The sequence below is a fragment of the Spongiactinospora sp. 9N601 genome (assembly GCF_044326295.1).
Taxonomy (GTDB): domain Bacteria; phylum Actinomycetota; class Actinomycetes; order Streptosporangiales; family Streptosporangiaceae; genus Spongiactinospora; species Spongiactinospora gelatinilytica.
Window position 1 is genome coordinate 257,070 of the sequence record NZ_JBIRBB010000011.1, and the last position, 26,784, is coordinate 283,853.

Below are 26,784 nucleotides of genomic sequence, written 5' to 3' on the forward strand. Positions count from 1 at the left end.
GACCTCCTGGAGATTCATGCGTTGGTGTGGTGGGGCTGGGCGAGTGCCGGATCGCGCAGTACCAGCCCGTCCATGAACCACGCCTCGACCTGGCGCAGCCGGGCGACGCAGGTCGCCCGGTCGGGCCCCGACACCAGCGTGGTGAGCAGGAAGTCCGCTGAGAAGGTGGCCGCGCGCATGGTCTGTCCCGGCTGGACGAAGACCTGGTACTTCTCGATCCACGGGAACGGCGGCGGGCCATCGGGCACCGAGACCACCCTGCCGGGCCGCTTCATCAGCACCAACTGCCCGGTCATCCGGGCGGGCCGGGGCCGTCCTGAGCCGGTCCCGGTGAGCGCCGCGGGCAGCGGGAGGCCGAGCTGCGCCCGTACCCAGGACTCGGTCGGATCGACACCGAACAGGATCCGGATGACGTCGCGGACCGAGGCGCCGCCGGTCCGGCAGGCGATCTCGCACAGCACCAGTTCGTCGCCGGGCGTGTGGAAGATCTCGGCGTGGAAGGCGAAGTCCCGGGGGCCGGGCAGAGCCTGGAGCGCCCGCTCGGTCAGCTCGACCAGGCGGCCGGTGAGCGGGTCGTCCACGTCGAGCGTGACATCCATCCTGCCGCCCCGATCCTCACGGAAGGACGACAGGGAGTAGAGATACTGCGACGGCCAGGCCAGCACCACCCGGCCGCCCACCACGAGCCCGTCCACATGGCACATCGGCCCCGGCACGAACCGCTCGGCGATCAGGTTGGGCGGATGCTCGCCGTACAGGTCCAGCTCGTCGGCCAGGTACGTCTCCAGCTCGCCCGCGGAGCGCAGGATCCGCAGCCCCACCGAGCCGGCGCTGTCGCGGGGCTTGACCACCACCGGGAAGCCGTGCTCCCCGGCGAAGGCGAGCAGGTCCGCGGCGCACTCGATCTCCCGGTACGGAGCCACCGGCAGGCCCGCGGCGATGAACCGCTCCTTCATGAGGACCTTGTCGCGGAACGGCAGCACGCCGTCCAGCCGCTGGCCGGGCAACCCGAGGATCTCCCGAAGCTGGGCGGCCCGCTCCAGATCCCGCTCCTGACAGGCCACGACGTGCCGGACGCCGTGCTCGCGGGCCAGGTCGAGGCAGAGGGCCTCGACCCGGCCGCCGGTCTCGTAGCCGGGCACCGCCGCCGCGTGCCGGTAGCCGGCGGCGGCCGGGGTGAGATTCTCCTCCTCGGCGGTGAGCAGCAGGACGTCGCCGCCGTACTCGGCGACCCACCGGTCATAGGGTGTCGCGGCGATCGAACCGCGGTAGTGCAGAACCAGGACGCTCATCGTGCGGCCTCCTGCGCGACGGCGGGCAGGGCCGCCTGGGCGCGTACCGCGGCCCGGGTGGACGCGCCGCGGGGATCGTAGTGGACGGTGTCGATCAGCCAGTCGCCGGTCGCGGTGCGTACCGCCTCGACGGCGCGCGGATGGCCCGGGGTGTCGGGTAGCAGGGCGAGGGCGGCGTCGGTCACGGCGATGCCGGGGCCGCGATGCCGCGCCCCGCCCACCGGGGACTCCACGGTCAGGTCGGGCACCAGGGAGGGGTCCTCCGGCAGCCGTCCTGCGGCGAAGGCGCGCAGCCCCGGCTCGTCGCGCAGTTCGGCGACGACCGGCCTGCCCGGCGCGCGGCGTCGCCGGACGAGCAGCGGGTAGCCCCAGCGATGGGCGTACCAGTACAGGTCGCACACCCGGCGCACCCCCGCCCGCCGTACGACGGGAATGCCGGCCCGCCGCAGCAGCGCCCGCGCCGCCACCGGGTCCGCCAGCGGCAGCGCCGCGTCCCGGGACTGACCCGGCAGGCCGAGCAGGTCGCGCAGGCCGCCCGCCCTGACCTGGTCGGCGGGATCGACCGCGACGATGGCCGTGATCTGGCCGCGTGCGGCCAGGTCGCGCACCGCCGTTTCCGCCGCGGCGAATCCGAGCCCGGTCAGGTACCGCAGGCCGCCGTAACCCGTGCCGTCCACGGACGACTCCGGCCGGCCGGTCAGCAGCACCGGCGCCGCGTCCAGCCACTGCGGATAGGGGAGCAGCGGCCGGCCGGGCCGGTCCAGGATGACGATGCTCACCGGTCGCCCTCCATCCTGACGGTCACCGTCTCGATCAGCTCCTCGCACAGCCGCACGGCCTTGTCGGTGTCAGAGGCGGCGACCGCGACCAGGCCCAGCCGGTCCCAGTTGTCGCGCATCCGGCGCACCACCGCCCCCGGCCGGGCGCTCACATCGACGGCGAGCACGTCCGGGTGCGCCCGCAGTTCCTCGACGCCCTCGACGGCGGCGATCCGGCCCGGCCTGCCGACCAGCCCGCGGGCGCACGCGGCGCCGATCGGCTCCGGCGGCCCCGGCAATGCGCTGACCAGGCCGAACGGCCAGGCGAGCGTGTAATGGGTCAGGTCGATGCCGTAGGCCGCCCGCACCAGTGCCCCGATGCGGCCTCCGCCGATCCGGTTGTGGGACTCGATGACAAGCGGGCCGCGCGGCGAGATCCGCAGCTCGGTGTGGGCCGGTCCGTCCGCGACCCCGATCACGTCAAGGAACTCGGCCGTCGCGGCCGTGATCGCGGCGGCGGTGCCGGCGTCCACCCGGGCGGGCATGGCGTGGCCGAGTTCGGCGAAGTGCGCCGCGCCGACCAGCTTCTCGGTGATCGCCACGACCACGTGCCGCCCGGCGAAGCTGAAGCTCTCCACGCTGTACTCGGGCCCGGAGATGTACTCCTCCATCAGGTAGTCCTGGACCTCGTACAGCGTGGTGCCCCGGTCCACCCCGTCCGCGCGCGTCTCCCGCACCCGCTCCCACACCGGTCCGGCGTCCTGCGGTCCGCGGACCAGCGAGATGCCGAAGCCGGCCGTCAGATCGGTGGGCTTGACCACGAAGGGGTAGCCGTGCCGGTCGCCGAACGCGCGCAGGTCCTCCCGCTCCCGCAGCGGCTCCGCGGCGACCGTGGGCGCGCCCGCCGCGGCCAGGTGCCGGCGCATGGCCAGCTTGTCGCGCAGCAGGTGGGCGGCCCGGTGGCCGGTGCCGCCGAGCCCGAACAGGTCGTTGATCCGGCCGGCGGGTTCCAGCCCGGGCTCGGTCAGCGACAGCGCGGCGGAGAAGTTCCAGATCCGGTGCGCCGCCTCGGCGAGCGGCCGGAGCACCGCCCAGTCGGTGTAGTCGGCGATCAGCGTGACGTCGGCCAGCTCGGCCTGCTCGGGCTGGAACTTGTCCTTGTGCTGGATGAGGATCACGTTCAGGCCCAGCGACTTGGCCAGCCGGATCGGCTCGGTGAGGTGGCCGATCAGCAGCAGGGTACGGGCCGGATCCGGCGTCGCCGCCGCGATCCGCCGCACCGCGTTGACCGGCGTGCCCTCGGGTTCCACCCACAGCAGCGCCTTGGCCTCGGCCGCCCGGTCGCGCGCCGCCTCGGGGGTCGGCCCCTCGGTGACGACGTAGCCGTGCCGGCTGCGCGAGTGCCGGGTGACCGGGAGCACGTCACCGGGCCCGAAGCGGAACTTCACCTCGCGCACGAAGGGCAGCGCGGCGATCTGCTCCACCCCGCCGGCCGCCGCGATCGGGCCGGGCGGCAACTGGAAGAAGGACACGCAGCCCGTCGCGCGCGCCGGTCCGGGCAGGGCCGGCCGCCCGGCGAGCGCCTCGAAGACGGCCGCCTCGATGTCGAACCCGGTGGCGATCCTGATCAGCGATGGGATGCGGTCGCCGCCCAGCCGGGCCTGCGACTCGACGATCCGGGGGCCGTCGCCGGTGAGGATGACCTCGGTGTGCGCGGGGCCGAAGGTGAGTCCGGCCGCGTCCAGGAAGGCGGTCACCAGGCCGGCGATGGCCGCCGCGTCCGCCTCCGGCAGCGGCGCCGGGAACACGTGCCCGGTCTCCACGAACAGCGGCGGCGGCATCGTCTCCTTGGCGGTGATGCCGATCACCTGGTGACGCCCGCCCGCGGACAGCGTCTCCACGCTGAACTCCGGGCCGCGCAGGTACTCCTCGGCCAGCACCGGGCCGTGGTAGCCGAGGGCGGCCAGTTCAGCGGTCCAGTCGGCCAGCTCGCCGGCGGCGTGCACCAGCCGTACCCCGGCGCTGCCCTGGAGGCCGCAGGGCTTGACGATCACCGGCAGGTCGAAGCCGGTCAGCAACGGGGCCAGCTCGCCGGGCGCGCCGGCCCGGACGGACCGCACCGGCGACAGGCCGTGCCCGGCCAGCAGCTCGCGGGTCGCGGCCTTGTCGTTGAGCGCGCGGATCGCCGCCGGGGTGTTGGGCGCGAGGCCGAGGGCGTGCGCCTCCTCGGCGACCGGCAGCATGGTCTGCTCCTTGCCCAGGTGCAGCACATGGGCCACGTCGCGGGCGACCGCCGTCTCGCGGACCAGCCGCCGCAGCTCCGCCACGTCGGAGAAGTCGGTCAGCAGCAGCTCGGCGGAGTGCTCGGCCACGTCCCGCAGGTACTCGGGGGTCTCCAGCGCGGGATCCCAGATGGAGTACACGGTGAAGCCGGCGGCGACCGCCTTCTGCACCAGCTGGCTGTACGGCTGCACCATCAGCAGCCTGTTGTCGTCAGTCACGGGACCGTGCTCCTTCCAGCAGTGCCGTGCGGTCGCCCAGGTCCCGGAAGAGCGATCGGTACAACTGGATGGCGGTGGCCCCGAAGACCACGTAGAGCGCGGCCATCCCCCAGGAGGGCAGCACCGACCCGAGCGACACGCACACCGAACCGACCACCAGGCCGAGCCGGATGGCCAGGCCGTACGCGGCCATGTACTTGGTGCGATCGGACGCGGGCACCAGGTTGGCCAGCAGGGTCTGCTTGACCGGCGCGTTCATCAGCTCGCCGACGGTGACCACCACGGCCGCCCCGATCAGCACCCAGACGTCCCCGCTCACCGCCCACACCGCGTATCCGGCGGTGAACACCACGATGCCGGCCATCAGCCGCCGCTCCTCGCTCAGCCGCCCGAACAGCCGGCCCGCGAACAGGCCCAGGCAGACGACCAGGAAGGTGTTGACGGCACGCAGGATGCCCAGCGTGTTGACGCCGTCCACGGTGAGGTGCCACGGGCCGATGTCCAGCAGCCGCTGCGGGGTGAAGTCGCTGCTCAGCCGTACCGCGATGTAGGTGGAGATCTGCACCTCGATCGCCCGGACCAGCAGCGCGGCCAGCACCAGCCGCAGGAAGATCCGGTCGCGGGCCACCGAGACGTAGCCGGCCAGCATGGCGGTCAGGCCACTGGCGGTGCCGCCGGGTGAGGTCTCGCCGATCGCGAGCAAGGTCACCAGGAAGATGCCCAGGTTCACCAGCGCCCCGGCCAGCAGCAGGTGGAAGAAGAAGCCGGTGTAGAGGAAACCGCCGGTCAGCGAGCCGAGCATGAAGGCCACGTTGATCGACCAGTACTTGAGCGTGTAGACCGTGGTCCGGTTCTCCGGGGTGGAGACGTCCACGATCATCGCCTCACCGGCCGGGAGGGCGATCGCCGCGCAGCCGGCCGCGCCCAGGTACAGCAGGTACGTGAGCACGCCCGAGCCGCCGCCCAGCGGCGAGTTCACCAGAGCCAGCCCGGCGAAGCAGAGCACGCCGCCGAGTTCCCCGAGCAGGAGTATCGGGCGGCGCCCGTGGACGTCCGCCAGATGGCCGCCGGCCAGGGTGCCGCCGATCGCGACGACCGCGGTCCCCAGGGTCATCAGGCCGGCCAGGGCCGCACCGTACAGGCCGGAGAAGTGGATGACCATCAGCGGGACCAGCATGATGTCCAGGAAGCGCTGGCAGAAGCCCACGCCCAGGCGCAGCTTGACGGTGCGGTGCAGTTCCCGGTAGCCCATCAGACCGGCCACCAGCTCAGGTACCGCTCACCGCTGTCCGGGAAGATCGTCACGACGGTCCGGCCCGACAGGTCGTGGCGGCGGGCGAGTTCGGCGCAGCCGTGCGCGGCGGCTCCCGAGGAGATGCCCACCAGCAGCCCGGTACGGGCGGCGATGGCCCGGGTCATCTGCGCCGCGGCCTCGTCCGGCACCGTGATCACCTCGTCGATGCAGCTGATATCGGTGACGGGGCTGGTGAAGCCGCCGTTCAGGCCCGGGATCCGGTGGGGTCCAGGAGAGCCGCCGGACAGCAGCGGCGAGCCCGCGGGCTCCACCGCCACGATCCGCAGGTCCGGGTTGCGCTCACGCAGGTAGCGGCCCGTGCCGGTGAGGGTGCCACCGGTGCCGACCCCGCACACCAGCACGTCCACCGTGCCACCGGTGTCCGCCCAGATCTCCGGGCCGGTGGTCGCGTAGTGCGCCCGTACGTTGTCCGGGTTCTCGTGCTGGCGGGCGTACCACGAGCCGGGGATGGCGGCGTGCAGTTCCTCCGCCCGTTCCACGCACCCCAGGAAGCCCAGGGCGTGATCGGTCAGCTCGACCCTGGCGCCCAGCATGCGCAGGGTGAGCACCCGCTCCCGCGACGCGTTGTCCGGCAGCACGATCACGCAGGGATGGCCACGGGCGGCTGCCAGCGAAGCCAGCGCGATGCCGGTGTTGCCCGAGGTGGACTCGACCACGGTGGCGCCGGGCGCCAGCGCCCCGGACTCCTCGGCCGCCCGCAGCATGTACGCCGCGGCGCGGTCCTTGACGCTGGACAGAGGGTTGGCCGCTTCCAGCTTGGCGAGCACGGTGGCGGCCGGCGGCACGCCATCGAGCCTGAGGCGGAGCAGCGGGGTCCCGCCGATGAGGTCCTCGACCGTCTCGACGCCGCCGGACCGGGCCGGCGGCGGAGCGGGGGGCGTGATGGGGAAATGCTCGACTGAGGTGTTCGGCATCGGAGGCCTCTCGGGGGATCTATGCGTTGGCGTGGGCAGGCTGGGCGAGTCGTGGACGGCGGACGGCGGGTAGGTCAGGACACCGCCGCCGACCGCCGGACCGGCGAAGGTCCACAGCGCGGCACGGGCCCCACGGGCCGATCAGCGGTCCCGGCAGAGCCACGGCGACTCATGCGACGAAGGAGCCGGACGTGCGGATGGGCGAATCCGCATGGGAAGGCCAATGGCGTACCTGGATGATCCGGCTTCGGGACCGGCCGGTGCAGCCGTTTCCCGGCGTGCCGCAGTGCTCAGGTGACACGCGGGTATTCGGCCCTACCGCCTCGGCTCGCCCGGCGCGGTTCGACGAACACCGCCCCCGGAGAGCCGGCGGCGCGTCGCCGCGGCTCGATTCGGGCGCAGGAGTTCCACGCGGAAAGAGTGACACTTTATTCATATGAGGGTCAACCCTTTTGCCGTATTTTTCGGGAGATATTCGTGCGGCCCGGGAAATGCAGGAAGCCCGCTCGACTTCAACGTCGATCGGGCGCACCCGGCATCGCCGGACTAACGTCTCATTGGCGTTCCGGGCGACGTCACGGTCGAGCCGCGAACGGAGACCGAGCCGGACTTCGTGGCCGGACCGTCCCAATCTTCGACCGAAGGGCTTTCTTCTCTCTTCTCGTTCGCTTTCCGATGGCGAGAAGCATGCGAGAAGCGGCGCCGTCGATATCCGCTTGCCCTTTGAGCCTGGATCGCTTTCGCGTTCTGAGTCAGGCCCGCCACGAAGCCCACGTCCATATGACCGGACCGGCGGGCCGCGCGGATGATCTCGGATGGGGGAGGGTAAAGCTCGGCTCACGTGCGTTCCAGGGCGGTCTTGGCGCCACGTGTCCTACGATCGGACCGCGATGCTCAAACTTCTGCGCCCCGCAGTCACCCGGATCCTGACCCCGCTGGGCACGGCGCTGGCCCGCCGTGGCGTCAGTCCGAACACGGTGACCGCCCTGGGCACCCTCGGCACGGCGGCCTCGGCCCTGTTCTTCTTCCCGCAAGGGATGCTCTTCCCCGGCACCCTGGTGATCACCTTCTTCGTGCTCGCCGACCTGCTCGACGGCGTGCTGGCCCGGCTGGGCGGCACCGGGGGCAGTACCTGGGGCGCTTTCCTGGACTCCACGCTGGACCGGGTCGGCGACGCGTCGATCTTCGCGGGCCTGACCTTCTGGTGCGTGCTCAGCGGCCAGATGGTGCTCGCGTGCGTGGCGATGTTCTGCCTCGTCGCCGGCGCGATGGTGTCCTACGTCAAGGCGCGGGCCGAAGGTCTCGGCCTGTCCTGCGACGTCGGGCTGGTCGAGCGGCCGGAGCGGCTGCTGATCGCACTGGTCGCCGCCGGGCTGTCCGGCCTCGGCGTGCCGTACATTCTGGGCGTGGGCCTGTGGCTGCTCGCGCTGGGCAGTGCGGTGACCGTGGTCCAGCGCGTGCTGCATGTCCACCGCCAGACCACAGCGGACGGCGTGCCCGCCGGTTCCGCGGCAGACCGGGAGAGCGATGAGCGCTGAGCGCGACAAGGCGAGCCTGACCGAGCGCCTGGTGGCGGCCGGCTTCGCGGCGGGCTGGACCCTGCTGCCCAGGCTGCCCGAGCGGCTGACGTCGGCCGCCTTCCGCATGGTGGCCGACCAGGTGTGGCGCCGCCGCGGCAAGGGCGTGCTGCGCCTTGAGGCCAATCTGGCCAGGGTCACCGGGATGGCCCCGGGCAGCCCCCAGATGCGTGAGCTGAGCAGGGCGGGGATGCGGTCCTACCTGCGTTACTTCCACGAGATCTTCCGGTTGCCCGCGATGTCCCCGGACGAGGTGGTCGCGCGCAGCCACGTCATCGGCCTGGAACACGTACAGGCCGCGGCGGAGGCCGGGCGCGGCGCGGTGCTCGCGCTGCCGCACATGGGCAACTGGGACCAGGCGGGCGCGTGGCTGGCCGCGGTGGGCCACCCGTTCACGACGGTGGCCGAGCGGCTGCGTCCCGAGTCGCTGTACCTGCGCTACACGCGGTTCCGCGAGGGCCTCGGCATGGAGGTGCTGCCGCTGACCGGCGGCGACGGGCACAGCTACGCCACGCTGGCCCAGCGGGTACGGCGGGGCGGCGTGGTGTGCCTGCCCGCCGAACGCGACCTCACCGCCAAGGGCGTGGAGGTGCGGTTCTACGGCGAGGCCAGCCGGGTGCCCGCCGGGCCGCCGCTGCTCGCGGTGCAGACCCGCTGCGCGCTGCTGCCGGTGATCTTGTGGTTCGAGGGCGACGACTGGGGGATCCACATCCACCCGGAGGTCCCCGTCCCGCAGGAGGGCACCCGGCAGGAGAAGGTCGCCGCGGTGGCGCAGAGCCTGGTGGACGTCTTCGAGAAGGGCATCGCCGAGCATCCCCAGGACTGGCATATGTTGCAGCGGATGTGGCTTTCCGACCTGGAGCCGCGGCATGGGTGACGGGTGTGGTCCATGAGGGTCGGCCTGGTCTGTCCCTACGCCTGGGACGTGCCCGGCGGAGTGATGGCGCACGTCCGCGACCTGGCCGAGGCGCTGATCGCCGACGGGCACCACGTCTCGGTGATCGCCCCGGCCTCCGATGACGCGGCCGTCCCCGGGTACGTGGTGCCCGCGGGGCGGGCGGTGCCCGTGCCCTACAACGGCTCGGTGGCGCGGATGGCGTTCGGCTTCCTGTCGGCGGCCCGGGTGCGGCGCTGGATCCGCGAGGGGCGCTTCGACGTGCTGCACATCCACGAGCCGCTGGTGCCCAGCCTGGGCGTACTGGCCTGCTGGGCGGCCAGGGGGCCGATCGTGGCGACGTTCCACGCCTCCTGGGTGCGCTCGCGGGCCATCGCGGTCGCCGAGCCGATGCTGCGCAGCGCGCTGGAGAAGATCAGCGGCCGGATCGCGGTCTCCGACGCGGCCAGGAAGAGCCTGGTGGAGCAGTTCGGCGGGGACACCGTGCTGATCCCCAACGGCGTGACCGTGGGCCGCTACGCCGAGGGCGAGCCACTGGACGGCTGGGGCCCGGACGGCCACACGCTGGGCTTCCTCGGCCGGATGGACGAGCCGCGCAAGGGCCTGCCGATCCTGCTGGACGCGTTCGCCGCGCTGGCCGCCGAGCGCCCGCGGACGCGGCTGCTGATCGCGGGTCCCGGCGACGCCGGCGACGTCTACGAGCGGGTGCCCGCCGAGTTCCGCGACCGGGTCACGCTGCTCGGCATGGTGAGCGAGGAGGAGAAGGTCCGCGCCTACCACTCGGTGGACGTCTTCTGCGCCCCCAACACCGGCGGGGAGAGCTTCGGCATCGTGCTCGCCGAGGCGATGTCGGCCGGGGCCACCGTGCTGGCCAGCGACATCCCGGCGTTTCGCCGGGTGCTGGGCGACGGGGAGGCGGGCGCGCTGTTCCGCAACGGCGACGCCGGGTCGCTGGCGCGGGAGGCCGGGCGGCTGCTCGACGACCCCGGGCGCAGGTCCCGGCTGGCGGAGGAGGCACGGCGCGCGGTGCGCAAGTACGACTGGTCCACGGTGGCGCGTGACGTGGTGCGGGTGTACGAGACGGTGACCCAGCACCAGGCAGGGGTCGTCGAGGACAGGTCGGACGCCCCATGACGTCCACGGTGGTCATCTTGGTGGTGGGCGTGGTGCTGGTGCTCACCGCCGTCTACATCTCCTGGCGGGCCGGTCGGCTGGACCGCCTGCACATCCGCCTGGAACTGGCCAGGGAGGCGCTGGACGCGGCCCTGGTGCGGCGCGCCGCCGTGTGCCTGGAACTGGCCGCCTCGCGGATCTTGGACCCGGCCACGTCGCTGGTCCTCGCCTCGGCCGCCCACGAGGCCCGTACCGCGGGTCCCGACGAACGCGAGCACGCCGAGAGCGACCTGTCCGGCACCCTGCGGGCGGCGGTGGAGCAGGAGCGCTTCCGGGAGAAGCTGGCCGAGGCCCCCGGCGGGGCCGGGCTGCTGGAGGAACTGGACGAGGCCGTGGCCAAGGTGGTCTACGCCCGCCGGTTCTACAACAACGCGGTCGGGGTCACCCGTACCGCCCAGCGCCGCTGGCTGGCCCGCACGCTGCGGCTGGCCGGCCGTACCGAGTACCCGAGCTTCTTCGAGATCGACGACACCCCGCCCGCGTCGATGGCGGCCGAGTGAGGTGTCGTGATCCGAGCTGTATGGTGCGAAGTGGGGGTTTGTTGACCTTCGTTACCCGTTTTTGAGCTTCTTCGCAGGTCGCATCGGTAAGCTCTTCCCGATTCACGGCAAAACCGAAGGGGATGACTCGTGCGGGCATATCGGGTGATGACGGTCGCGCTGGCCGGAGTGGCCGTTCTGGTTCCGAGCGTGGCCTGCTCCTCGGGCGGCGGTGGCGGATCGCCGGCCGGTCAGCAGAGCGCCGCGCCCCCCTCGGCCACGCCCACACCGACCCCCCAGCCCGAGCACCCCTTCACCGGCCGGCCGTCCCCCCAGCGCAAGCCGGTGCTGGCCGTGAAGATCGAGAACACCGCCGCGGGCAAGCCGCAGATCGGGGTGAGCAGCGCGGACATCGTCTACGTCGAGCAGGTCGAGGGCGGCCTGACCCGGCTGATGGCGGTCTTCTCCTCCAAGCTGCCGTCGAAGGTCGGCCCGGTCCGCTCGGCGAGGATCTCCGACCTGCACATCCTGCCGCAGTTCGGCAAGCCGGCGCTGGCCTACTCCGGCGTCCAGAGCAAGATGGTGCCCTACGTCCAGCAGGCGTCGCTGTTCGACGTGTCCGACAGCGCGGCCGGGTCGGCCTACACCCGGGAGCCGGGGCGGTCCGCGCCGTACAACCTGGTGGCCAGCCCGCGCAAGCTGCTCGCCCAGGCCCCCAAGGCGACCAAGGCCAAGGACGTCGGCTTCACCTTCGCCGACGAGGCTCCGCAGGGCGGCGCCGACCGGAAGACCTTCCGGGTGCGCTATCCGGCCGCGAACTTCGAGTTCAAGTGGTCGCCGACGCAGAAGCGGTGGCTGGTCTGGCAGGACGGCGAGAAGGACATGGGCGCGGAGGGCCGCCAGCTCGGCGCGCCGACGATCGTCGTCCAGTACGCCAAGACCACCCGCTCCCAGTTTCACGACTTCACCGGCAGCTACACGCCGCTGATCCACACGACCGGCAAGGGCAAGGCCGTGGTGCTGCGCGACGGCAAGGCGTACAAGGCCAGGTGGGAGCGTGAGTCGGAGGAGGAGGGCACGGCATTCACCACCGAGGCGGGAGAGCCGCTGCCGTTCGCCAGGGGCCAGGTCTGGGTGGTCATCGCCGCGCCCAAGCCGGTGCAACCCTGACGCGGTGTCCAGCGAGGTCAGGTGCCCTGCTCCGAATTGGCGTGCCACCTTGAGTTCGGTGCTTTGGGGTCAGGACCTATCCTTGAGTGGATAGATACGCCCGCCTTGTGAGGTATGCACCCGTGTCGAGCAGCACTCCTGAAGTAACCGAATCCCCCGCCACCGGCACCGCCAGGGTCAAGCGCGGCATGGCCGAGATGCTCAAGGGCGGCGTCATCATGGACGTGGTGACCCCCGAGCAGGCCAAGATCGCCGAGGACGCCGGGGCGGTCGCCGTCATGGCCCTCGAGCGGGTTCCCGCCGACATCAGGGCCCAGGGCGGCGTGTCCCGGATGAGCGACCCCGACATGATCGAGGGCATCATCTCCACGGTCTCCATCCCGGTCATGGCCAAGGCCCGCATCGGCCACTTCGTCGAAGCGCAGGTGTTGCAGGCGCTCGGTGTGGACTACGTGGACGAGTCGGAGGTGCTGACCCCGGCCGACTACGCCAACCACATCGACAAGTGGAAGTTCACCGTGCCGTTCGTGTGCGGCGCGACCAACCTGGGCGAGGCGCTGCGCCGGATCACCGAGGGCGCGGCGATGATCCGCTCCAAGGGCGAGGCCGGCACCGGCGACGTCTCCAACGCCACCACGCACATGCGGCAGATCAGGGCCGAGCTCAAGCGGCTGACCAACCTGCCCGAAGACGAGCTGTACGTCGCGGCCAAGGAGCTTCAGGCGCCCTACGAGCTGGTCGCCGAGGTCGCCAAGCTGGGCAAGCTGCCGGTGGTGCTGTTCACCGCGGGCGGCATCGCCACCCCGGCGGACGCGGCGATGATGATGCAGCTCGGCGCCGAGGGCGTGTTCGTCGGGTCGGGCATCTTCAAGTCCGGCGACCCGGCCAAGCGCGCGGCGGCCATCGTCAAGGCCACCACCTTCTACGACGACCCCGACGTCATCGCCAAGGTCTCGCGCGGGCTGGGCGAGCCGATGGTGGGCATCAACGTCGACGAGATCCCGCAGCCGCACCGCCTGGCCGAGCGCGGCTGGTGATCGCGAGCCCTGACCGGCGGACCGCGGTCGGTCCGCCGGAGGCTTCGCGCGTCGTCTGCCCGAACGGTTACCGTCGGGTCAAGTTGGGTCAATAGCCACCGTAATTGCACCTTCAAGACATCGGGTTTCGTCAAGCTGCGGACGTCCCTGAGCTTGATCGCTCCTCCCGATCGTCTTGGAGGTCCCCCCATGTCCCCGTTCACCAGGCGGTCCTTTCTGGTGACCTCCCTCGCCGCGGGAGCCGTCGCCGGCGCCTCCGAGGCCGCCTCCGCCGAGCCCGCGCCCGAGCCGGCCGTGCCGTCTCCCGGCGAGCTGCGCTCCGACCCCTTCACCCTCGGCGTGGCCTCAGGCGACCCGGCCCACGACGGTTTCGTGATCTGGACCAGGCTCGCGGTGCAGCCCATGGCCGAGGACGGCATGGGCGGGATGCCCGCCCGGCCGGTGCCGGTGCAGTGGCAGGTCGCCACCGACGAGCGGTTCCGCAGGATCGTGCGGCGCGGCACCTCGGTCGCGACGCCGGAATGGGGGCACAGCGTCCACGTCGAACTGGACGACATGCTCTCCGACCGGGAGTACTGGTACCGCTTCAAGGCCGGCCGGTACGTCTCCCCGGTGGGCCGGGCCCGTACCGCGCCCCACCCGCTGTCCTACGGCGGCGCGCTCGCCATGGCGTTCGTGTCGTGCTCGCAGTACGAACACGGCTACTTCACCGCCTACCGCCGCCTCGCCGAAGAGGCCCCCGACCTGATCCTGCACCTGGGCGACTACCAGTACGAGTACAAGCGCGACACCTACACCATCCCCGGCGGCAACGTCCGTCACCACGAGGGGCCGGAGACCGAGACGCTGGCCGGCTACCGCCAGCGGCACGCCCAGTACAAGACCGACCCCGACCTGCGCGCCGCGCACGCCATCACCACCTGGGCGGTGGTCTGGGACGACCACGAGCTGGACAACAACTGGGCCGATGAGGTGCCCGAGCGGCCCGACATCCCGCAGCCGAACTTCCGCGCCCGGCGCGAGGCCGCCTTCCGGGCCTACTACGAGAACATGCCGCTGCGCCGCTCGTCCGTCCCGCGCGGCATCGACATGCAGCTCTACCGGCGCATCAGGTGGGGCCGCCTCGCCACGTTCCACATGCTGGACACCCGGCAGTACCGTGACGACCAGGGGTGCGGCGACGGCTACCGCAACTGCCCCGACGCGGTGGACCCGGCTCGTTCCATCACCGGCTCGGCGCAGGAGGAGTGGCTGCTGCGCGGCTTCCACCACTCCCGGGCGCACTGGGACATCCTCGGCCAGCAGGTGTTCTTCGCCCAGCGCGACAACAACGCCGGCCCGCTCAAGGTGACCAGCCAGGACGCCTGGGACGGCTACGTGGCCTCCCGCGAGCGGATCACCCGGGGCTGGATCGACGCCAAGGTGCGAAACCCGGTGGTGCTCACCGGCGACGTGCACGCGCACTGGGCGAGCGACCTCAAGCTCGACTACGACGACCCCACCTCGGCGACCGTGGGCTCGGAACTGGTCGCCTCCTCCATCACCTCCGGCGGCGACGGGGCCGACTCCGACCCGGCCACCCACCCGTTCCTCAAGATCAACCCGCATCTGCGCTTCTTCAACAACCAGCGCGGATACGTGACCACGAAGATCACCAAGTCGGAGATCAGCGCCGACTTCCAGGTGCTGCCCGCGGTGAGCGTCCCGGACGCGCCCGCGCACACCAAGGCGAGCTTCGTCATCGAGGACCGGGTGCCCGGCCCGCGCCTGACGTACCTGCGGCCGGTGGACCCGGCGGCCAGGCGCGACGGCGGGGACCCCGTCCAGGAGACCATCGACCGGGAGACCAAGCGACCCTGACCTCGTAAAAGGGGGGGCGGTGGCCTGAGCCACCGCCCCCCTTTTCTTTTGTCGGCTCCTTTGTCGGCTCACACGGGTCGCGCAGGAGGGGATGCGCCGGGTCCGGCATGATCTGGGAAGATTGATAACCATCCAGGCGTTCAGTCGAGATGCCGTCCTGCGACCCGAAGGAAGTCCTGTGACCAATGCGCCCGTCATCGGTGTGCTCGCACTACAGGGAGACGTCCGCGAGCACCTGAAAGCCTTGCGCGAGGCCGGCGCCGACGCCCGTGCGGTACGGCGTCCCGCCGAGCTGGACGAGGTCGGCGCACTGGTCATCCCCGGCGGGGAGTCCACGACCATGTGGAAGCTCGCCGAGACCTTCGAGATCCTTGACCCGCTGCGCCTGCGGATCAAGGAGGGGATGCCCGCCTACGGATCCTGCGCCGGCATGATCATGCTGGCCGACCGCATCGAGGGCGGCGTGACCGGGCAGCAGACCATCGGCGGTATCGATATGGTGGTGCGCCGCAACGCCTTCGGGCGTCAGGTCGACTCCTTCGAGTCCGACATCGAGTTCGCCGGGCGGGGAGACCTGCGCGCGGTGTTCATCCGGGCGCCGTGGGTGGAGTCGGTGGGTGATCGGGTCGAAGTGCTGGGCCGTACGCACGCGGGGGATAGGATCGTCGCGGTCCGCCAGGGCCCGCTGCTCGCGACGTCCTTCCATCCCGAGCTGACCGGTGACGGCCGCGTGCACGCGTACTTTGTCGAGATGGTTCGTAGAGACACTAGGGAGCGCTAGGCGATGTCCGGCCACTCCAAATGGGCGACGACCAAGCACAAGAAGGCCGCGCTGGATGCCAAGCGGGGCAAGCTGTTCGCCAAGCTCATCAAGAACATCGAGGTCGCGGCGAGGACGGGCGGCCCCGACCCGGACGGCAACCCCACGCTCTTCGACGCCATCCAGAAGGCCAGGAAGAACTCGGTTCCGCTGGACAACATCGAGCGCGCCAGGAAACGCGGCGGCGGGCTTGAGGCCGGCGGCGCCGACTGGCAGACCATCATGTACGAGGGCTACGCCCCCGGCGGCGTCGCCGTGCTGGTGGAGTGCCTCACCGACAACCGCAACCGCGCGGCCTCCGAGGTCAGGGTGGCGGTGACCCGCAACGGCGGCTCGATGGCCGACCCGGGCTCGGTCTCCTACATGTTCAACCGCAAGGGCGTCGTGATCGTGCCCAAGGCCGGCGACCTGTCCGAGGACGACGTGCTCACGGCCGTGCTCGACGCGGGCGCCGAGGAGGTCAACGACCTCGGCGAGTCCTTCGAGGTGGTCTCGGAGGCCGGTGACCTGGTGGAGGTCCGCAAGGCGCTGCAGGCCGCGGGCATCGACTACGAGTCCGCCGAGCAGTCCTTCCTGCCCTCGGTGAGCATCGCCCTGGACGAGGACGGCGCGCGGAAGGTGTTCCGCCTGATGGAGGCCCTGGAGGACAGCGACGACGTGCAGAACGTCTGGGCCAACTTCGACGTCTCCGACGAGATCATGGCCAAGCTGGACTAAATGGGTTCGCGCGCGCCCGGGAATAATGCGTAGTTTTGGTCCTTATGGACATTCGTGACCTTACGGCAGACGACCTGGACGCCGTGCTCGACAACCGCAAGCGCTCGTTCGGCCCGGTGCCGCAGGGCGACGTGGAGTCCTGGCGGGAGGGCATGCTCGCGCAGATCCCGCAGGGCCGCTGCCTCGGTGTGTTCGACGGGCCGAGGCTGGTCGCCTCCGCCCGGATCGGCGACTTCCGGCAGTGGTGGCACGGCCGCCCCGTCTCGATGGGCGGCGTGGGCGGCGTGGCCGTCATGCCCGAAGAGCGTGGCCGCGGTGTCGGCGGCATGCTCATGCGCGCCGTGATCGAGCGCTGCGCCGAACTGGGTCACTCGACCTCCGTGCTCTTCCCCGCCACCACCCCGGTCTACCGGGCCGCCGGCTACGAGCACGCCGGTGGCCACTACGTCGCGACCTTGCAGTCGGAGGCGCTGCGCACGCTCGGCGCGCCCCGCGAGCCGGTCAAGCTGCGCAGGCTCGGCCCCGACGACGCCCCCGAGGTGATGGCCATCTTGGACCGCGCCTACGCGGCGGGCCGGGCGAGCGGCCCCGTCTGCTGGAACGAGCAGGTCTGGCGCCACTGGCTGGGCGAGGAGGACGACCTCATCTACGGCGCTGAAGACGGCTTCGTGATCTACCGCTGGGCCGGTGACGACATCGACGTGGACAACCTCGTCGCGGGCTCGGAGGCCACCGCACGGGCGCTGTGGTCCCTGGTGGGCACCGCCTCCTCCGTCGCCAAGTCCGTCCGCGCGTGCATCGCGCCGGACGACCCGGTGCTGTGGATGCTGCGCGAGCGGTCGCGAGAGGACTGGCGGCACATCCGCTGGATGCTGCGGCTGATCGACGCGCCGGCCGCCGTGGCCGGGCGCGGGTTCCCCGCGAGCGTCGCGCTCGACACCCTCCTCACCGTGGACGACCCCCAGCGCCCCGCCAACTCCGGCACCTGGCGGCTTCGCGTCGAAGGCGGCGAGGGCGCCTTGACCCGGGCGGCCTCGGGGGAGGGGCCGCGCCTTTCGATCGGGGCCCTGTCGGCCCTGTTCGCGGGGGTGCCGGCGGTGGTGCTGCGGCGTTCGGGCCTGATGACGGGCGGCGACCCCAGCGCGGACGAGGCACTGGAATCGGCCTTCGCCGGCGCGGCGTACATGGTGGACTACTTCTGAGCGGACCGTGCCAACGCGGGGTGTCACGGATGCGCGCCGGGGCCGGGACGCGATAGAGTCGCCCCGAACTGGTGTTCGGCCATAGGGGAGGGGTGCCCGTGCGCGTGCCCGGCCTGCGGGTGCTCGGCATCGATCCCGGGCTGACCCGATGTGGGGTCGGCGTGGTCGAAGGGCGTCCGGGGGCACCTCTGTCGCTGGTGGCCGTCGGAGTCGTCCGCACTCCCGCCGACGACGACATCGGCTCCCGGCTGGTCGCCATCGAGGCCGGGATCGAGCACTGGCTCGACGAGGTCAAACCCGACTCCGTCGCCGTGGAGCGGGTGTTCGCCCAGCACAACACCCGCACCGTGATGGGCACCGCCCAGGCGTCCGCGGTGGCGATCGTCTGCGCCGCGCGGCGCGGCCTGCCGGTCGCCCTGCACACGCCGAGCGAGGTCAAGGCCGCCATCACCGGCAGCGGCACGGCCGACAAGAAGCAGATCGGGGCCATGGTCACCCGCCTGTTGCGGCTGTCCGCCACGCCCAAGCCGGCCGACGCCGCCGACGCGCTGGCCCTGGCCATCTGCCACGTGTGGCGCTCCGGCGCCCAGAACCGCATGGCCGAGGCGCTGGCCAGGGCGCGGGCCGGGAAGGGAGCAGGCCGATGATCGCTTCGGTGTCCGGGCGCACGTCCGCGATCGGGCCGGGCACGGCCGTGGTCGAGGTGGGCGGCGTCGGCGTGCTGGTGCACTGCACGCCGGGCACGCTGGCCGCGCTGCGGCTGGGCGAGCCCGCCCGTCTGGCCACGTCCCTGGTGGTGCGCGAAGAGTCGCTCACGCTTTTCGGGTTCGCCGACACCGAGGAGCGCGACGTGTTCGAGGCGGTCCAGAAGGTCGCCGGGGTCGGGCCGAAGCTGGCCCTGGCCATGCTGGCCGTCCACGCTCCGGGGCAGTTGCGGCTGGCCGTCGCGAGTGGCGACGTCAAGGCGCTCACCATGGTCCCCGGCATCGGCCCCAAGGTCGCCCAGCGGGTCATCCTGGAGCTGAAGGACAAGCTCATGCCGGGCGCCGCGCCCGACGCCGTGCCCGGGGTGCCCGGACTCGCGCCCCCGTGGCGCGAGCAGGTGCACACCGGCCTGGTCGGGCTGGGCTACTCCACGCGCGACGCCGACGAGGCGGTCGCCACCGTGGCCCCGCAGGCCGACGCCGAGCTGGCCGCCGGACGGGTGCCACAGGTCGCCGCGCTGCTGAAGGCCGCGCTACGCGCGCTGAGCGTTCGTTAGGTTGGGGCGGTGTCTTCCGAGGTTCCCGAGTTCCCCGAGTTCCCCGAGTTCCCCGATCCCCCCGGCCTGGACCGCGAGCTGGTCTCACCCGACGCCGACATCGACGAACACGTCGTCGAGGCGGCCCTGCGTCCCCGGCGGCTGGGCGAGTTCATCGGCCAGACACGCGTGTGCGAGCAGCTCTCCCTGGTCCTGGAGAGCGCGCGACGGCGCGGCAAGGCCCCCGACCACGTGCTGATGAGCGGCGCCCCCGGGCTCGGCAAGACCAGCCTGGCCATGATCATCGCCGCCGAGCTGGCCGCGCCGCTGCGGCTCACCTCCGGCCCGGCGCTGGAGCGCGCGGGCGACCTCGCGGCGATCCTGTCCACGCTCGCCGAGGGCGAGGTGCTGTTCATCGACGAGATCCACCGCATGGCCAGGCCCGCCGAGGAGATGCTCTACCTCGCGATGGAGGACTTCCGGGTCGACATCGTGGTCGGCAAGGGGCCGGGCGCGACCGCGATCCCGCTCGAAATCGCCCCCTTCACCATGGTCGGGGCCACCACCAGGGCCGGGCTGCTGCCCGCGCCGCTGCGCGACAGGTTCGGCTTCGTCGCGCACATGGACTTCTACGACGCGGCGGAGCTGGAGCTGGTCCTGTTCCGCTCGGCCCGGCTGCTCGGCGTGGCACTGCCGGAAGACGCCGCGCGCGAGATCGCCCGCCGCTCCCGGGGCACCCCCCGCATCGCCAACCGCCTGCTGCGCAGGGTCCGTGACTTCGCGGAGGTCCGCGCCGACGGAGTGGTCTCCGCCGACATCGCCGCCGCCGCGCTCAACCTGTACGAGGTCGACGGCGAGGGCCTGGACCGCCTGGACCGCGCGGTCCTCGGTGCGCTGCTGCGCAAGTTCGGCGGCGGCCCGGTGGGCCTTTCCACGCTGGCCGTGGCCGTGGGGGAGGAGCCGGAGACGGTCGAGGTCGTGGCCGAGCCGTTCCTGGTGCGCCAGGGGCTGCTGGCCCGCACCCCGCGCGGCCGGGTGGCCACCGCGGCGGCCTGGATCCACCTGGGCCTCACCCCGCCGCCCGACGCCTTCGGCGCGACGGCCTCCACACCGCCCGCCGCCCCCTGACCGCCGGCGAACGCGCAGGACCATAACGCGCAATAGGGCATGGCGTGCGCTTTGTTCTGATCACAGATCGGTGACAACGATCTCGAAGTGGGAACTTTCCCGCGCGCCGCCTCGTGGGTTCGTTGCCGGGCCTCTCAACGCTCGCCTACACTCCCTGGCTTGTCCGGCTGTGTAGGCTGACGTGCTGAGCGGCGAGGCCGCACACATCGCACGACACGGCCGGCCGTGCGCCGGTCTCATTCACAGGGAAGGTGGCCCATCGTGGGCGGCAGCAACCTGACTTCTTTCATACCGCTGATCCTGCTGGTGGTGGTCTTCTACTTCCTGCTGATCAGGCCGCAGCGCAAGCGCCAGCAAGAGCAGCTCCGCATGCAGAACTCCTTGGCGCCCGGGTCGCGCGTGATGACCACGGCGGGCATGTTCGCCACGGTGGTCGCGATCGACGACGAGGACGTGATCCTGGAGATCGCCCCCGGCGTCGAGGGCCGGTTCGTGAAGGCCGCGATCGGCCGCGTGATCACCCCGGTGACCGAGGAGCACGACGAGAAGGACGTTGACGGGGAGGACGAAGACGGCCGGGAGAGGGCGGCCGACGACGTGGAGCCCGTGAACGGCGACGAGAAGGGCTCCAGTACCGGCAGGCCCTGACTAGGCTACGAGAAACCCTTTACCCGAAGGAAACAGGCGACCAGTGGCCCGACGACCGACCAGCAGCCACAGCAGGCCGGGGCGCATGCTCCTGCTGCTCGTGGCCCTCATCCTCGCCCTGGGCGGGACCATGTTCCTGCAGCGGGCGTTCGCCCCCCTCTTCGGCCTCGACCTGGCCGGCGGCACCATCGTGACGCTGTCCCCGGTGACGTCGAACAACAAGGCGCCTTCACAAGAGAGCCTCGATCTCGCGGTCAACATCATCCGTGACCGCGTCAACGGCACAGGGATCTCCGACGCCGAGGTCACCAAATCCGGTGACAACATCGTGATCTCCGTGCCCGGCGTAGGCCAGGAAGACGTCGTGAAGCTGGTCGGCACCACCGCGGAGCTGCGTTTCCGCCAGGTGCTCGGGGTCGCCGCGGCGGCCCCGCCGATGCCCACGGCCGCGCCGACACCGAGCGCGTCGCCCGGCGACGCCTCCACTCCGCCCACCGCCACCCCGGCGGCCACGCCCTCGCAGAGCGCGGGCACGCCCGGCCCCGGGAGCACGCCCGCGGCCCAGGGCGGGGTCACGGTCGGCAAGCGCGCCTTCAGCACGCTGACCAACCCGTCCCCGGCCCCCACGCCCACCGGCACCGGCAAGGAGCCGGGAAAGGGCGACAGGGGCGACAAGGACGGTGAGGAAAAATCCGGCGACAAAGCGGGCGACGACAAATCGGGCGACAAAGCCGGTGACAAGCCCGGCGACAAGGGCAAGGGCACGCCCGAGCCGTCCGTGCCGCCCACCGCGCCCCCCAGTGACGACCCGCTGGCCGGCATCGACCCGAACGGCATAGACCCCGCGGTCCTGGAGCAGTTCAAGAACCTCGACTGCACGAAGGCCAACCGCGGCCAGGGCGCACAGGACGACCCGGCCAAGCAGATCGCGGTCTGCGACGCCGACGGCGCGGCCCGCTACATCCTGGACAAGGCCGCGGTGGTCGGCACCGAGATCTCCAGCGCCGACTCCGGCGTGGCCCAGGACACCGGCGAGTGGCTGGTCCAGCTCAGCTTCAAGAGCAAGGGCGCGCAGGAGTGGGGCCAGGTCACCACGACCGCCTTCAACTCCCAGGCGCCGCGCAACCAGGTCGCGATGGTCCTCGACGGCGTGGTGATCTCCGCGCCGGTCATCCAGGAGCCGATCACCGGCGGCCGGGCCCAGATCTCCGGCACCTTCAACCAGGAATCCGCCAACGAGCTGGCCAACCAGCTCAAGTACGGCGCCCTGCCGCTGAAGTTCGTGCGCAGCTCGATCTCCGAGATCTCCTCCACTCTGGGCGCCGACCAGCTTCGGGGCGGCCTCATCGCGGGCGGCATCGGCCTGGCCCTGGTCGTGATCTACTCGCTGCTCTACTACCGGGGGCTGGGCGTCGTGTCGGTGCTGAGCCTCACGGTGGCCACCATCTTGACGTACCAGTCGGTGGTGGTGCTCGGCGCGGGCGCCGGTTTCCGCCTGTCGCTGCCGCACATCATCGGCCTGGTCGTCTCCATCGGTATCACCGCAGACTCCTTCATCGTCTACTTCGAGCGCATCCGAGACGAGATGAAGGAGGGCAGGCGGTCGCTCCGCGCGGCCGTGGAGGTGGCGTGGGTGCGCGCCCGCCGTACGATCCTGATCGCCGACGCGGTCATGTTCATCGCCGCGGTGGTGCTCTACTTCCTGGCGGTGGGCGGTGTGGCCGGCTTCGCCTTCGCGATGGGCCTGACCACCCTGATCGACATCGTCGTGGTGTTCATGTTCACCAAGCCGTTCGTGGCGCTGCTGGCCAGGCTGAAGTTCTTCGCCAAGGGCCACAAGCTCTCCGGCCTGGACGCCGAGCGCATGAGCGCCGACCCCGTCCGCACGACCGCCCCGCGGGAGGCCTGACATGGCTGGTTTCGGTTCCGGGCTCGCCCGACGCCTCTACCGGGGCGAGGTCAACGTCGACTTCGTCGGCAAGCAGAAGCTCTGGTACAGCCTGTCGGCCCTGCTCCTGCTGCTGTCGATCGCCGGCCTGGTCGTCAAGGGCGGGCTCAACCTCGGGGTGGAGTTCACCGGAGGGTCGGTGTTCTCCTTCCAGGCGCCGAAGGCGGGCATCGAGGAGGTCCGCGGCACCTTCCTCGAAGAGGATGTGCACCAGGTCATCCCGCAGACCGCGGGCGACTACTGGCGGGTCACGACCGAGCCGCTGTCCGAGGGCAAGGTCACCCAGCTCCAGAAGGCCATCGCCGAGGAGTACGACCTGGCCCAGAACGAGGTCAACGTCGACCTGATCGGCGCGACCTGGGGCGGCCAGGTCTCGGAGAAGGCGATGATCGGCCTGGCGGTGTTCATGCTGGCGATCATCCTCTATCTGACCATGGCCTTCGAGTGGAAGATGGCGCTGGCGGCGATCGTCGCCCTCCTCCACGACCTGATAATCACGGCCGGTGTCTACGCCTGGACGGGCTTCGAGGTGACCCCGGCGACCGTGCTGGGCTTCCTCACCATCCTCGGTTACTCGCTGTACGACGCCGTCGTGGTCTTCGACATGATCAAGGAGGTCACCGCCAAGCTCGGCCTGGGCTCCAAGGTGACCTATGCGCAGGCCGCCAACGACGCGCTGAACCACACGCTGATCCGGTCGCTCAACACCACGCTGGTGGCGATCCTGCCGGTCGCGGCGATCCTGTTCATCGGCACCACGCTGCTCGGCGCGGGCACGCTGAAGGACCTGTCGCTGGCGCTGTTCGTGGGCATGCTCGTCGGCACCTACTCCTCGCTGTGCGTGGCCACGCCGATGCTGGTCACGATGAAGGAGCGGGAGCCGAAGTATCAGCAGCTCGCCAAGCGGCTGGGCGCTCGCGGCGGGCAGTCCAAGGAGCCGCGCGACGCGCCCGCCGACAAGCGCGAGCCGGTCAGCGCCAACGCCGCGACGACCACCAAGCGGCGCAAGAAGTAGCATCCGGATGCGCGCCTCCGCCACGGCAGGGCCGGGCGGGGGCGCGTACGGCTGTCCAGGCCGTTCCACCGCCCCCGGCACCCCCGCTTTTCCGATCTCCCCTGCGACGACGGGCCGATAATGAGCGAGCTGAGCGAGCTGATCCTGCGACGGATCCGCGACGTCCCCGACTACCCGCGGCCGGGTGTGGTGTTCAAGGACATCACCCCGTTGCTCGCCGACCACACGGCCTTCGGCGCGGTCGTGGACGAGCTGGCCGGGCTGTGCGAGGGGATCGACAAGGTCGTCGGCATCGAGGCGCGCGGCTTCATCCTGGCCGCGCCGGTGGCCTACCGGGCGGGCGCGGGCTTCGTGCCGGTACGGAAAAAGGGCAAACTGCCCGCCGAAACCCTGCAGAGGTCCTACGATCTGGAGTACGGCTCCGCAATCGTGGAAGTGCATCGAGACGCCTTCGAGCCCGGTGAACGGGTTCTCATCGTCGATGACGTACTCGCCACCGGCGGGACCGCGCGGGCGACCGTGGACCTGGTCCGCGAGGCCGGAGCCGAGGTCGTCGGCGCGGCCGTGCTGATGGAACTCGCCTTCCTGGCCGGCCGCGACCAGCTCGCCGGTCTCGACCTGCGATCTCTTGTGATCGTCTGATCCCCCGGGGACGCCACCTCGGTGAACCGCGTGGATACACTGAGGGATCTAGACTCGAACGTGAGGAGTCTGCGTGCCCCGTGACGTGGTGGTGCCAGAGTCGACCGCAGGCGGTGCGGCCCCCGGGCCCGCCGCCCCGCCAGGCGGTCCCGGTGGCGGTGCGCCGGAGGCCGGGCAGGAGCGCCCCGCGGCACCGCCGCGGCGCGGCAGGCTCTCGCGGTTTGGGGGAGGGGCCATGAACCCGGTGCTCGAACCTCTGTTCCGCACCGTGAAGGCGACGCACCCGAAGGCCGACCTGCGGCTCATCGAACGCGCCTACGAGGTCGCCGCCCACCACCACCGCGACCAGAAGCGCAAGAGCGGCGACCCCTACATCACCCACCCGCTCGCGGTCGCGACCATCCTGGCCGAGCTGGGCACCGACGACGAGACCCTGTGCGCCGCGCTGCTGCACGACACCGTCGAGGACACCGCCTACAGCCTGGAGGAGCTGCGCCGCGACTTCGGCGACAGCGTCGGGCTGCTGGTGGACGGCGTGACCAAGCTGGACAAGGTGAAGTTCGGCGACGCCGCCCAGGCCGAGACCGTGCGCAAGATGGTCGTGGCCATGTCGCGCGACATCCGCGTGCTGGTCATCAAGCTCGCCGACCGCCTGCACAACATGCGCACGATGCGTTACCTGCCGCCGCACAAGCGCGAGCAGAAGTCCCGCGAGACGCTGGAGATCTTCGCCCCGCTGGCCCACCGCCTGGGCATGAACACCATCAAGTGGGAGCTGGAGGACCTCGCGTTCGCGCTGCTCTACCCCAAGCGCTACGACGAGATCGCCAGGATGGTCTCCGAGCGCGCGCCGCGCCGCGACCTGTTCCTCCAGGAAGTGATCGAGAAGGTGGCGGTCGACCTGCGGGACGCCAAGATCCGCGCCACCGTGAAGGGCCGCCCCAAGCACTACTACTCGATCTACCAGAAGATGATCGCCAGAGATGTCGCCTTCGACGACATCTACGACCTGGTGGGCATCCGGGTGCTCGTCGACACGGTTCGCGACTGCTATGCCGCCCTCGGAACGATCCACGCCAGGTGGAACCCGGTTCCCGGGCGGTTCAAGGACTACATCGCGATGCCCAAGTTCAACATGTACCAGTCGTTGCACACGACGGTCATCGGGCCCGAGGGCAAGACGGTCGAGCTGCAGATCCGCACACACGCGATGCACCACAGGGCCGAGTACGGCGTGGCCGCGCACTGGAAGTACAAGGAAGACCTGACCGCCACCGGACCGGGCGGGGCCAAGGTCAAGCCCGGCAGCGACATGGCCTGGCTGCGGCAGCTCCTGGACTGGCAGAAGGAGACCTCCGACCCCGGGGAGTTCCTGGAGTCGCTGCGCTTCGACCTTTCGGTCTCGGAGGTCTACGTCTTCACGCCGCGCGGCCAGGTGATCGCGCTGCCCGAGGGGGCGACCCCGGTCGACTTCGCCTACGCGGTCCACACCGAGGTCGGCCACCGCTGCATCGGCGCGCGGGTCAACGGCCGCCTGGTGCCGCTGGAGTCGCGGCTGGGCAACGGCGACACGGTGGAGATCTTCACCTCCAAGTCACAGGACGCCGGGCCGTCGCGCGACTGGCTGAAGTTCGTCAAGAGCGGCCGGGCCCGCAACAAGATCCGTCAGTGGTTCTCCAAGGAGCGCCGCGAGACCGCGATCGAGGCGGGCAAGGAGGCCATCGGCCGGGCGATGCGCAAGCAGGGGCTGCCGCTGCAACGGCTGATGTCGGGGGAGGCCCTGCTCGCCCTGGCCCGCGACCTGCGCTACCCCGACGTGTCCGCGCTGTACGCGGCGGTCGGCGAGGGCCACGTCTCGGCCCAGTCCGTGGTCGGCAAGCTGGTCGAGTCGATCGGCGGCGTGGACAGCGCCCAGGAGGACATCGCCGAGGCGTCCGTCCCGACCCGGCTGCGCGGGCGGCCGCGCACCGGCGCCAACGCAGGTGTGATCGTGGCCGGCGACCAGGACGTCTGGGTACGGCTGTCGCGCTGCTGCACGCCGGTCCCGGGCGATGACATCCTCGGGTTCGTCACCCGCGGCCACGGCGTCTCGGTCCACCAGGTGAACTGCCCCAACGTGGAGCAGCTGCGCGCCCAGCAAGATCGCCTGGTCGACGTGAGCTGGTCGCCCGGCGACGACTCGGTCTTCCTGGTGGCCATCCAGGTCGAGGCCCTGGACCGGCCGCGGCTGCTGTCCGACGTCACCCGCACGCTGTCGGACCACCACGTCAACATCCTGTCGGCGTCCGTGGCGACCTCCCGCGACCGGGTCGCGGTGAGCAGGTTCACCTTCGAGATGGGCGACCCCAAGCACCTCGGGCACGTCCTCAAGGGGGTGCGCAACGTGCAGGGGGTCTACGACGTCTACCGGGTGAACAACTGACGCCCTCTGGCGGTCCGTACGGCGCGCGAAG

Annotated in this window: 23 protein-coding genes; 18 read left to right on the top strand and 5 right to left on the bottom strand. The window is 71.3% G+C overall.

The window, feature by feature from the left end; translation table 11 throughout:
* Positions 1–14: 14 nt before the first annotated feature.
* From ACH34R_RS26895 to ACH34R_RS26915, 5 genes are read right to left on the bottom strand one after another with little or no spacing between them, the layout of a single operon-like run.
* Entirely contained in the window at positions 15–1,292 is a 1,278-nt protein-coding gene (locus tag ACH34R_RS26895; protein WP_397564300.1) for an acetyl-CoA carboxylase biotin carboxylase subunit family protein, read from the bottom strand.
* The gene (locus ACH34R_RS26900; RefSeq protein WP_397564301.1) at positions 1,289–2,071 is read right to left on the bottom strand and encodes a hypothetical protein; all 783 of its coding nucleotides are present in this window, start codon (positions 2,069–2,071) and stop codon (positions 1,289–1,291) included. The genes ACH34R_RS26895 and ACH34R_RS26900 overlap by 4 nt, the downstream gene beginning before the upstream one ends.
* A complete protein-coding gene (locus tag ACH34R_RS26905) occupies positions 2,068–4,551 on the bottom strand; it encodes an ATP-grasp domain-containing protein (RefSeq protein WP_397564302.1) in 2,484 nt (827 codons plus the stop codon). The genes ACH34R_RS26900 and ACH34R_RS26905 overlap by 4 nt, the downstream gene beginning before the upstream one ends.
* Entirely contained in the window at positions 4,544–5,815 is a 1,272-nt protein-coding gene (locus ACH34R_RS26910; protein WP_397564303.1) for an MFS transporter, read from the bottom strand. Before ACH34R_RS26910 ends, ACH34R_RS26905 begins: the two co-directional genes overlap by 8 nt.
* Positions 5,803–6,780, bottom strand: coding sequence for a PLP-dependent cysteine synthase family protein (locus ACH34R_RS26915; RefSeq protein WP_397564304.1), 978 nt, complete (start codon positions 6,778–6,780; stop codon positions 5,803–5,805). The genes ACH34R_RS26910 and ACH34R_RS26915 overlap by 13 nt, the downstream gene beginning before the upstream one ends.
* Before the next feature lie 890 nt (positions 6,781–7,670).
* Here ACH34R_RS26915 and pgsA point away from each other — a divergent pair.
* The 18 genes from pgsA to ACH34R_RS27005 all read left to right on the top strand — a co-directional run bounded on the left by pgsA (position 7,671) and on the right by ACH34R_RS27005 (position 26,753).
* Positions 7,671–8,318, top strand: coding sequence for a phosphatidylinositol phosphate synthase (pgsA, locus tag ACH34R_RS26920; RefSeq protein ID WP_111166719.1), 648 nt, complete (start codon positions 7,671–7,673; stop codon positions 8,316–8,318).
* Positions 8,308–9,234 carry a phosphatidylinositol mannoside acyltransferase gene (locus ACH34R_RS26925; RefSeq protein ID WP_397564305.1) on the top strand — a complete coding sequence of 309 codons (927 nt, stop codon included), beginning with the start codon at positions 8,308–8,310 and terminating at the stop codon, positions 9,232–9,234. Before pgsA ends, ACH34R_RS26925 begins: the two co-directional genes overlap by 11 nt.
* Positions 9,235–9,246: 12 nt before the next feature.
* Entirely contained in the window at positions 9,247–10,386 is a 1,140-nt protein-coding gene (locus ACH34R_RS26930; RefSeq protein WP_397564306.1) for a glycosyltransferase family 4 protein, read from the top strand.
* The gene (locus ACH34R_RS26935) at positions 10,383–10,925 is read left to right on the top strand and encodes a hypothetical protein (RefSeq protein ID WP_111166700.1); all 543 of its coding nucleotides are present in this window, start codon (positions 10,383–10,385) and stop codon (positions 10,923–10,925) included. The genes ACH34R_RS26930 and ACH34R_RS26935 overlap by 4 nt, the downstream gene beginning before the upstream one ends.
* Positions 10,926–11,054: 129 nt before the next feature.
* Positions 11,055–12,074, top strand: coding sequence for a DUF3048 domain-containing protein (locus ACH34R_RS26940; RefSeq protein ID WP_397564307.1), 1,020 nt, complete (start codon positions 11,055–11,057; stop codon positions 12,072–12,074).
* Positions 12,075–12,196: 122 nt separating this feature from the next.
* Positions 12,197–13,111, top strand: coding sequence for a pyridoxal 5'-phosphate synthase lyase subunit PdxS (gene pdxS / locus ACH34R_RS26945; protein ID WP_397564308.1), 915 nt, complete (start codon positions 12,197–12,199; stop codon positions 13,109–13,111).
* A 189-nt stretch (positions 13,112–13,300) separates the two neighbouring features.
* Entirely contained in the window at positions 13,301–14,971 is a 1,671-nt protein-coding gene (locus ACH34R_RS26950) for an alkaline phosphatase D family protein (protein WP_397564309.1), read from the top strand.
* A gap of 178 nt (positions 14,972–15,149) precedes the next feature.
* Complete coding sequence (pdxT, locus tag ACH34R_RS26955; RefSeq protein ID WP_397564310.1) at positions 15,150–15,752, top strand: pyridoxal 5'-phosphate synthase glutaminase subunit PdxT; 603 nt, start codon at positions 15,150–15,152, stop codon at positions 15,750–15,752.
* A gap of 3 nt (positions 15,753–15,755) precedes the next feature.
* Entirely contained in the window at positions 15,756–16,508 is a 753-nt protein-coding gene (locus tag ACH34R_RS26960) for a YebC/PmpR family DNA-binding transcriptional regulator (protein ID WP_397564311.1), read from the top strand.
* Positions 16,509–16,552: 44 nt separating this feature from the next.
* The gene (eis, locus tag ACH34R_RS26965; RefSeq protein WP_397564312.1) at positions 16,553–17,710 is read left to right on the top strand and encodes an enhanced intracellular survival protein Eis; all 1,158 of its coding nucleotides are present in this window, start codon (positions 16,553–16,555) and stop codon (positions 17,708–17,710) included.
* Between the two features lie 113 nt (positions 17,711–17,823).
* A complete protein-coding gene (gene ruvC / locus ACH34R_RS26970) occupies positions 17,824–18,357 on the top strand; it encodes a crossover junction endodeoxyribonuclease RuvC (protein ID WP_397564348.1) in 534 nt (177 codons plus the stop codon).
* Positions 18,354–18,971 carry a Holliday junction branch migration protein RuvA gene (gene ruvA / locus ACH34R_RS26975; protein WP_397564313.1) on the top strand — a complete coding sequence of 206 codons (618 nt, stop codon included), beginning with the start codon at positions 18,354–18,356 and terminating at the stop codon, positions 18,969–18,971. Before ruvC ends, ruvA begins: the two co-directional genes overlap by 4 nt.
* 66 nt (positions 18,972–19,037) lie before the next feature.
* Positions 19,038–20,078 (top strand): Holliday junction branch migration DNA helicase RuvB, encoded by a 1,041-nt coding sequence (gene ruvB, locus ACH34R_RS26980; RefSeq protein WP_397564349.1) that lies wholly within the window; start codon positions 19,038–19,040, stop codon positions 20,076–20,078.
* A 261-nt stretch (positions 20,079–20,339) separates the two neighbouring features.
* Positions 20,340–20,726, top strand: coding sequence for a preprotein translocase subunit YajC (yajC, locus tag ACH34R_RS26985; RefSeq protein ID WP_397564314.1), 387 nt, complete (start codon positions 20,340–20,342; stop codon positions 20,724–20,726).
* Between the two features lie 43 nt (positions 20,727–20,769).
* Positions 20,770–22,635 carry a protein translocase subunit SecD gene (secD, locus tag ACH34R_RS26990; RefSeq protein ID WP_397564315.1) on the top strand — a complete coding sequence of 622 codons (1,866 nt, stop codon included), beginning with the start codon at positions 20,770–20,772 and terminating at the stop codon, positions 22,633–22,635.
* A 1-nt stretch (position 22,636) separates the two neighbouring features.
* Positions 22,637–23,689: a protein translocase subunit SecF gene (secF, locus tag ACH34R_RS26995; RefSeq protein WP_397564316.1), complete on the top strand. Its 1,053-nt coding sequence runs from the start codon at positions 22,637–22,639 to the stop codon at positions 23,687–23,689.
* A gap of 117 nt (positions 23,690–23,806) precedes the next feature.
* Positions 23,807–24,331, top strand: a complete 525-nt coding sequence (locus ACH34R_RS27000) for an adenine phosphoribosyltransferase (RefSeq protein WP_397564350.1) — start codon at positions 23,807–23,809, stop codon at positions 24,329–24,331.
* Positions 24,332–24,566: 235 nt separating this feature from the next.
* The gene (locus ACH34R_RS27005) at positions 24,567–26,753 is read left to right on the top strand and encodes a RelA/SpoT family protein (RefSeq protein ID WP_397564317.1); all 2,187 of its coding nucleotides are present in this window, start codon (positions 24,567–24,569) and stop codon (positions 26,751–26,753) included.
* The last annotated feature ends 31 nt before the right edge of the window (positions 26,754–26,784 follow it).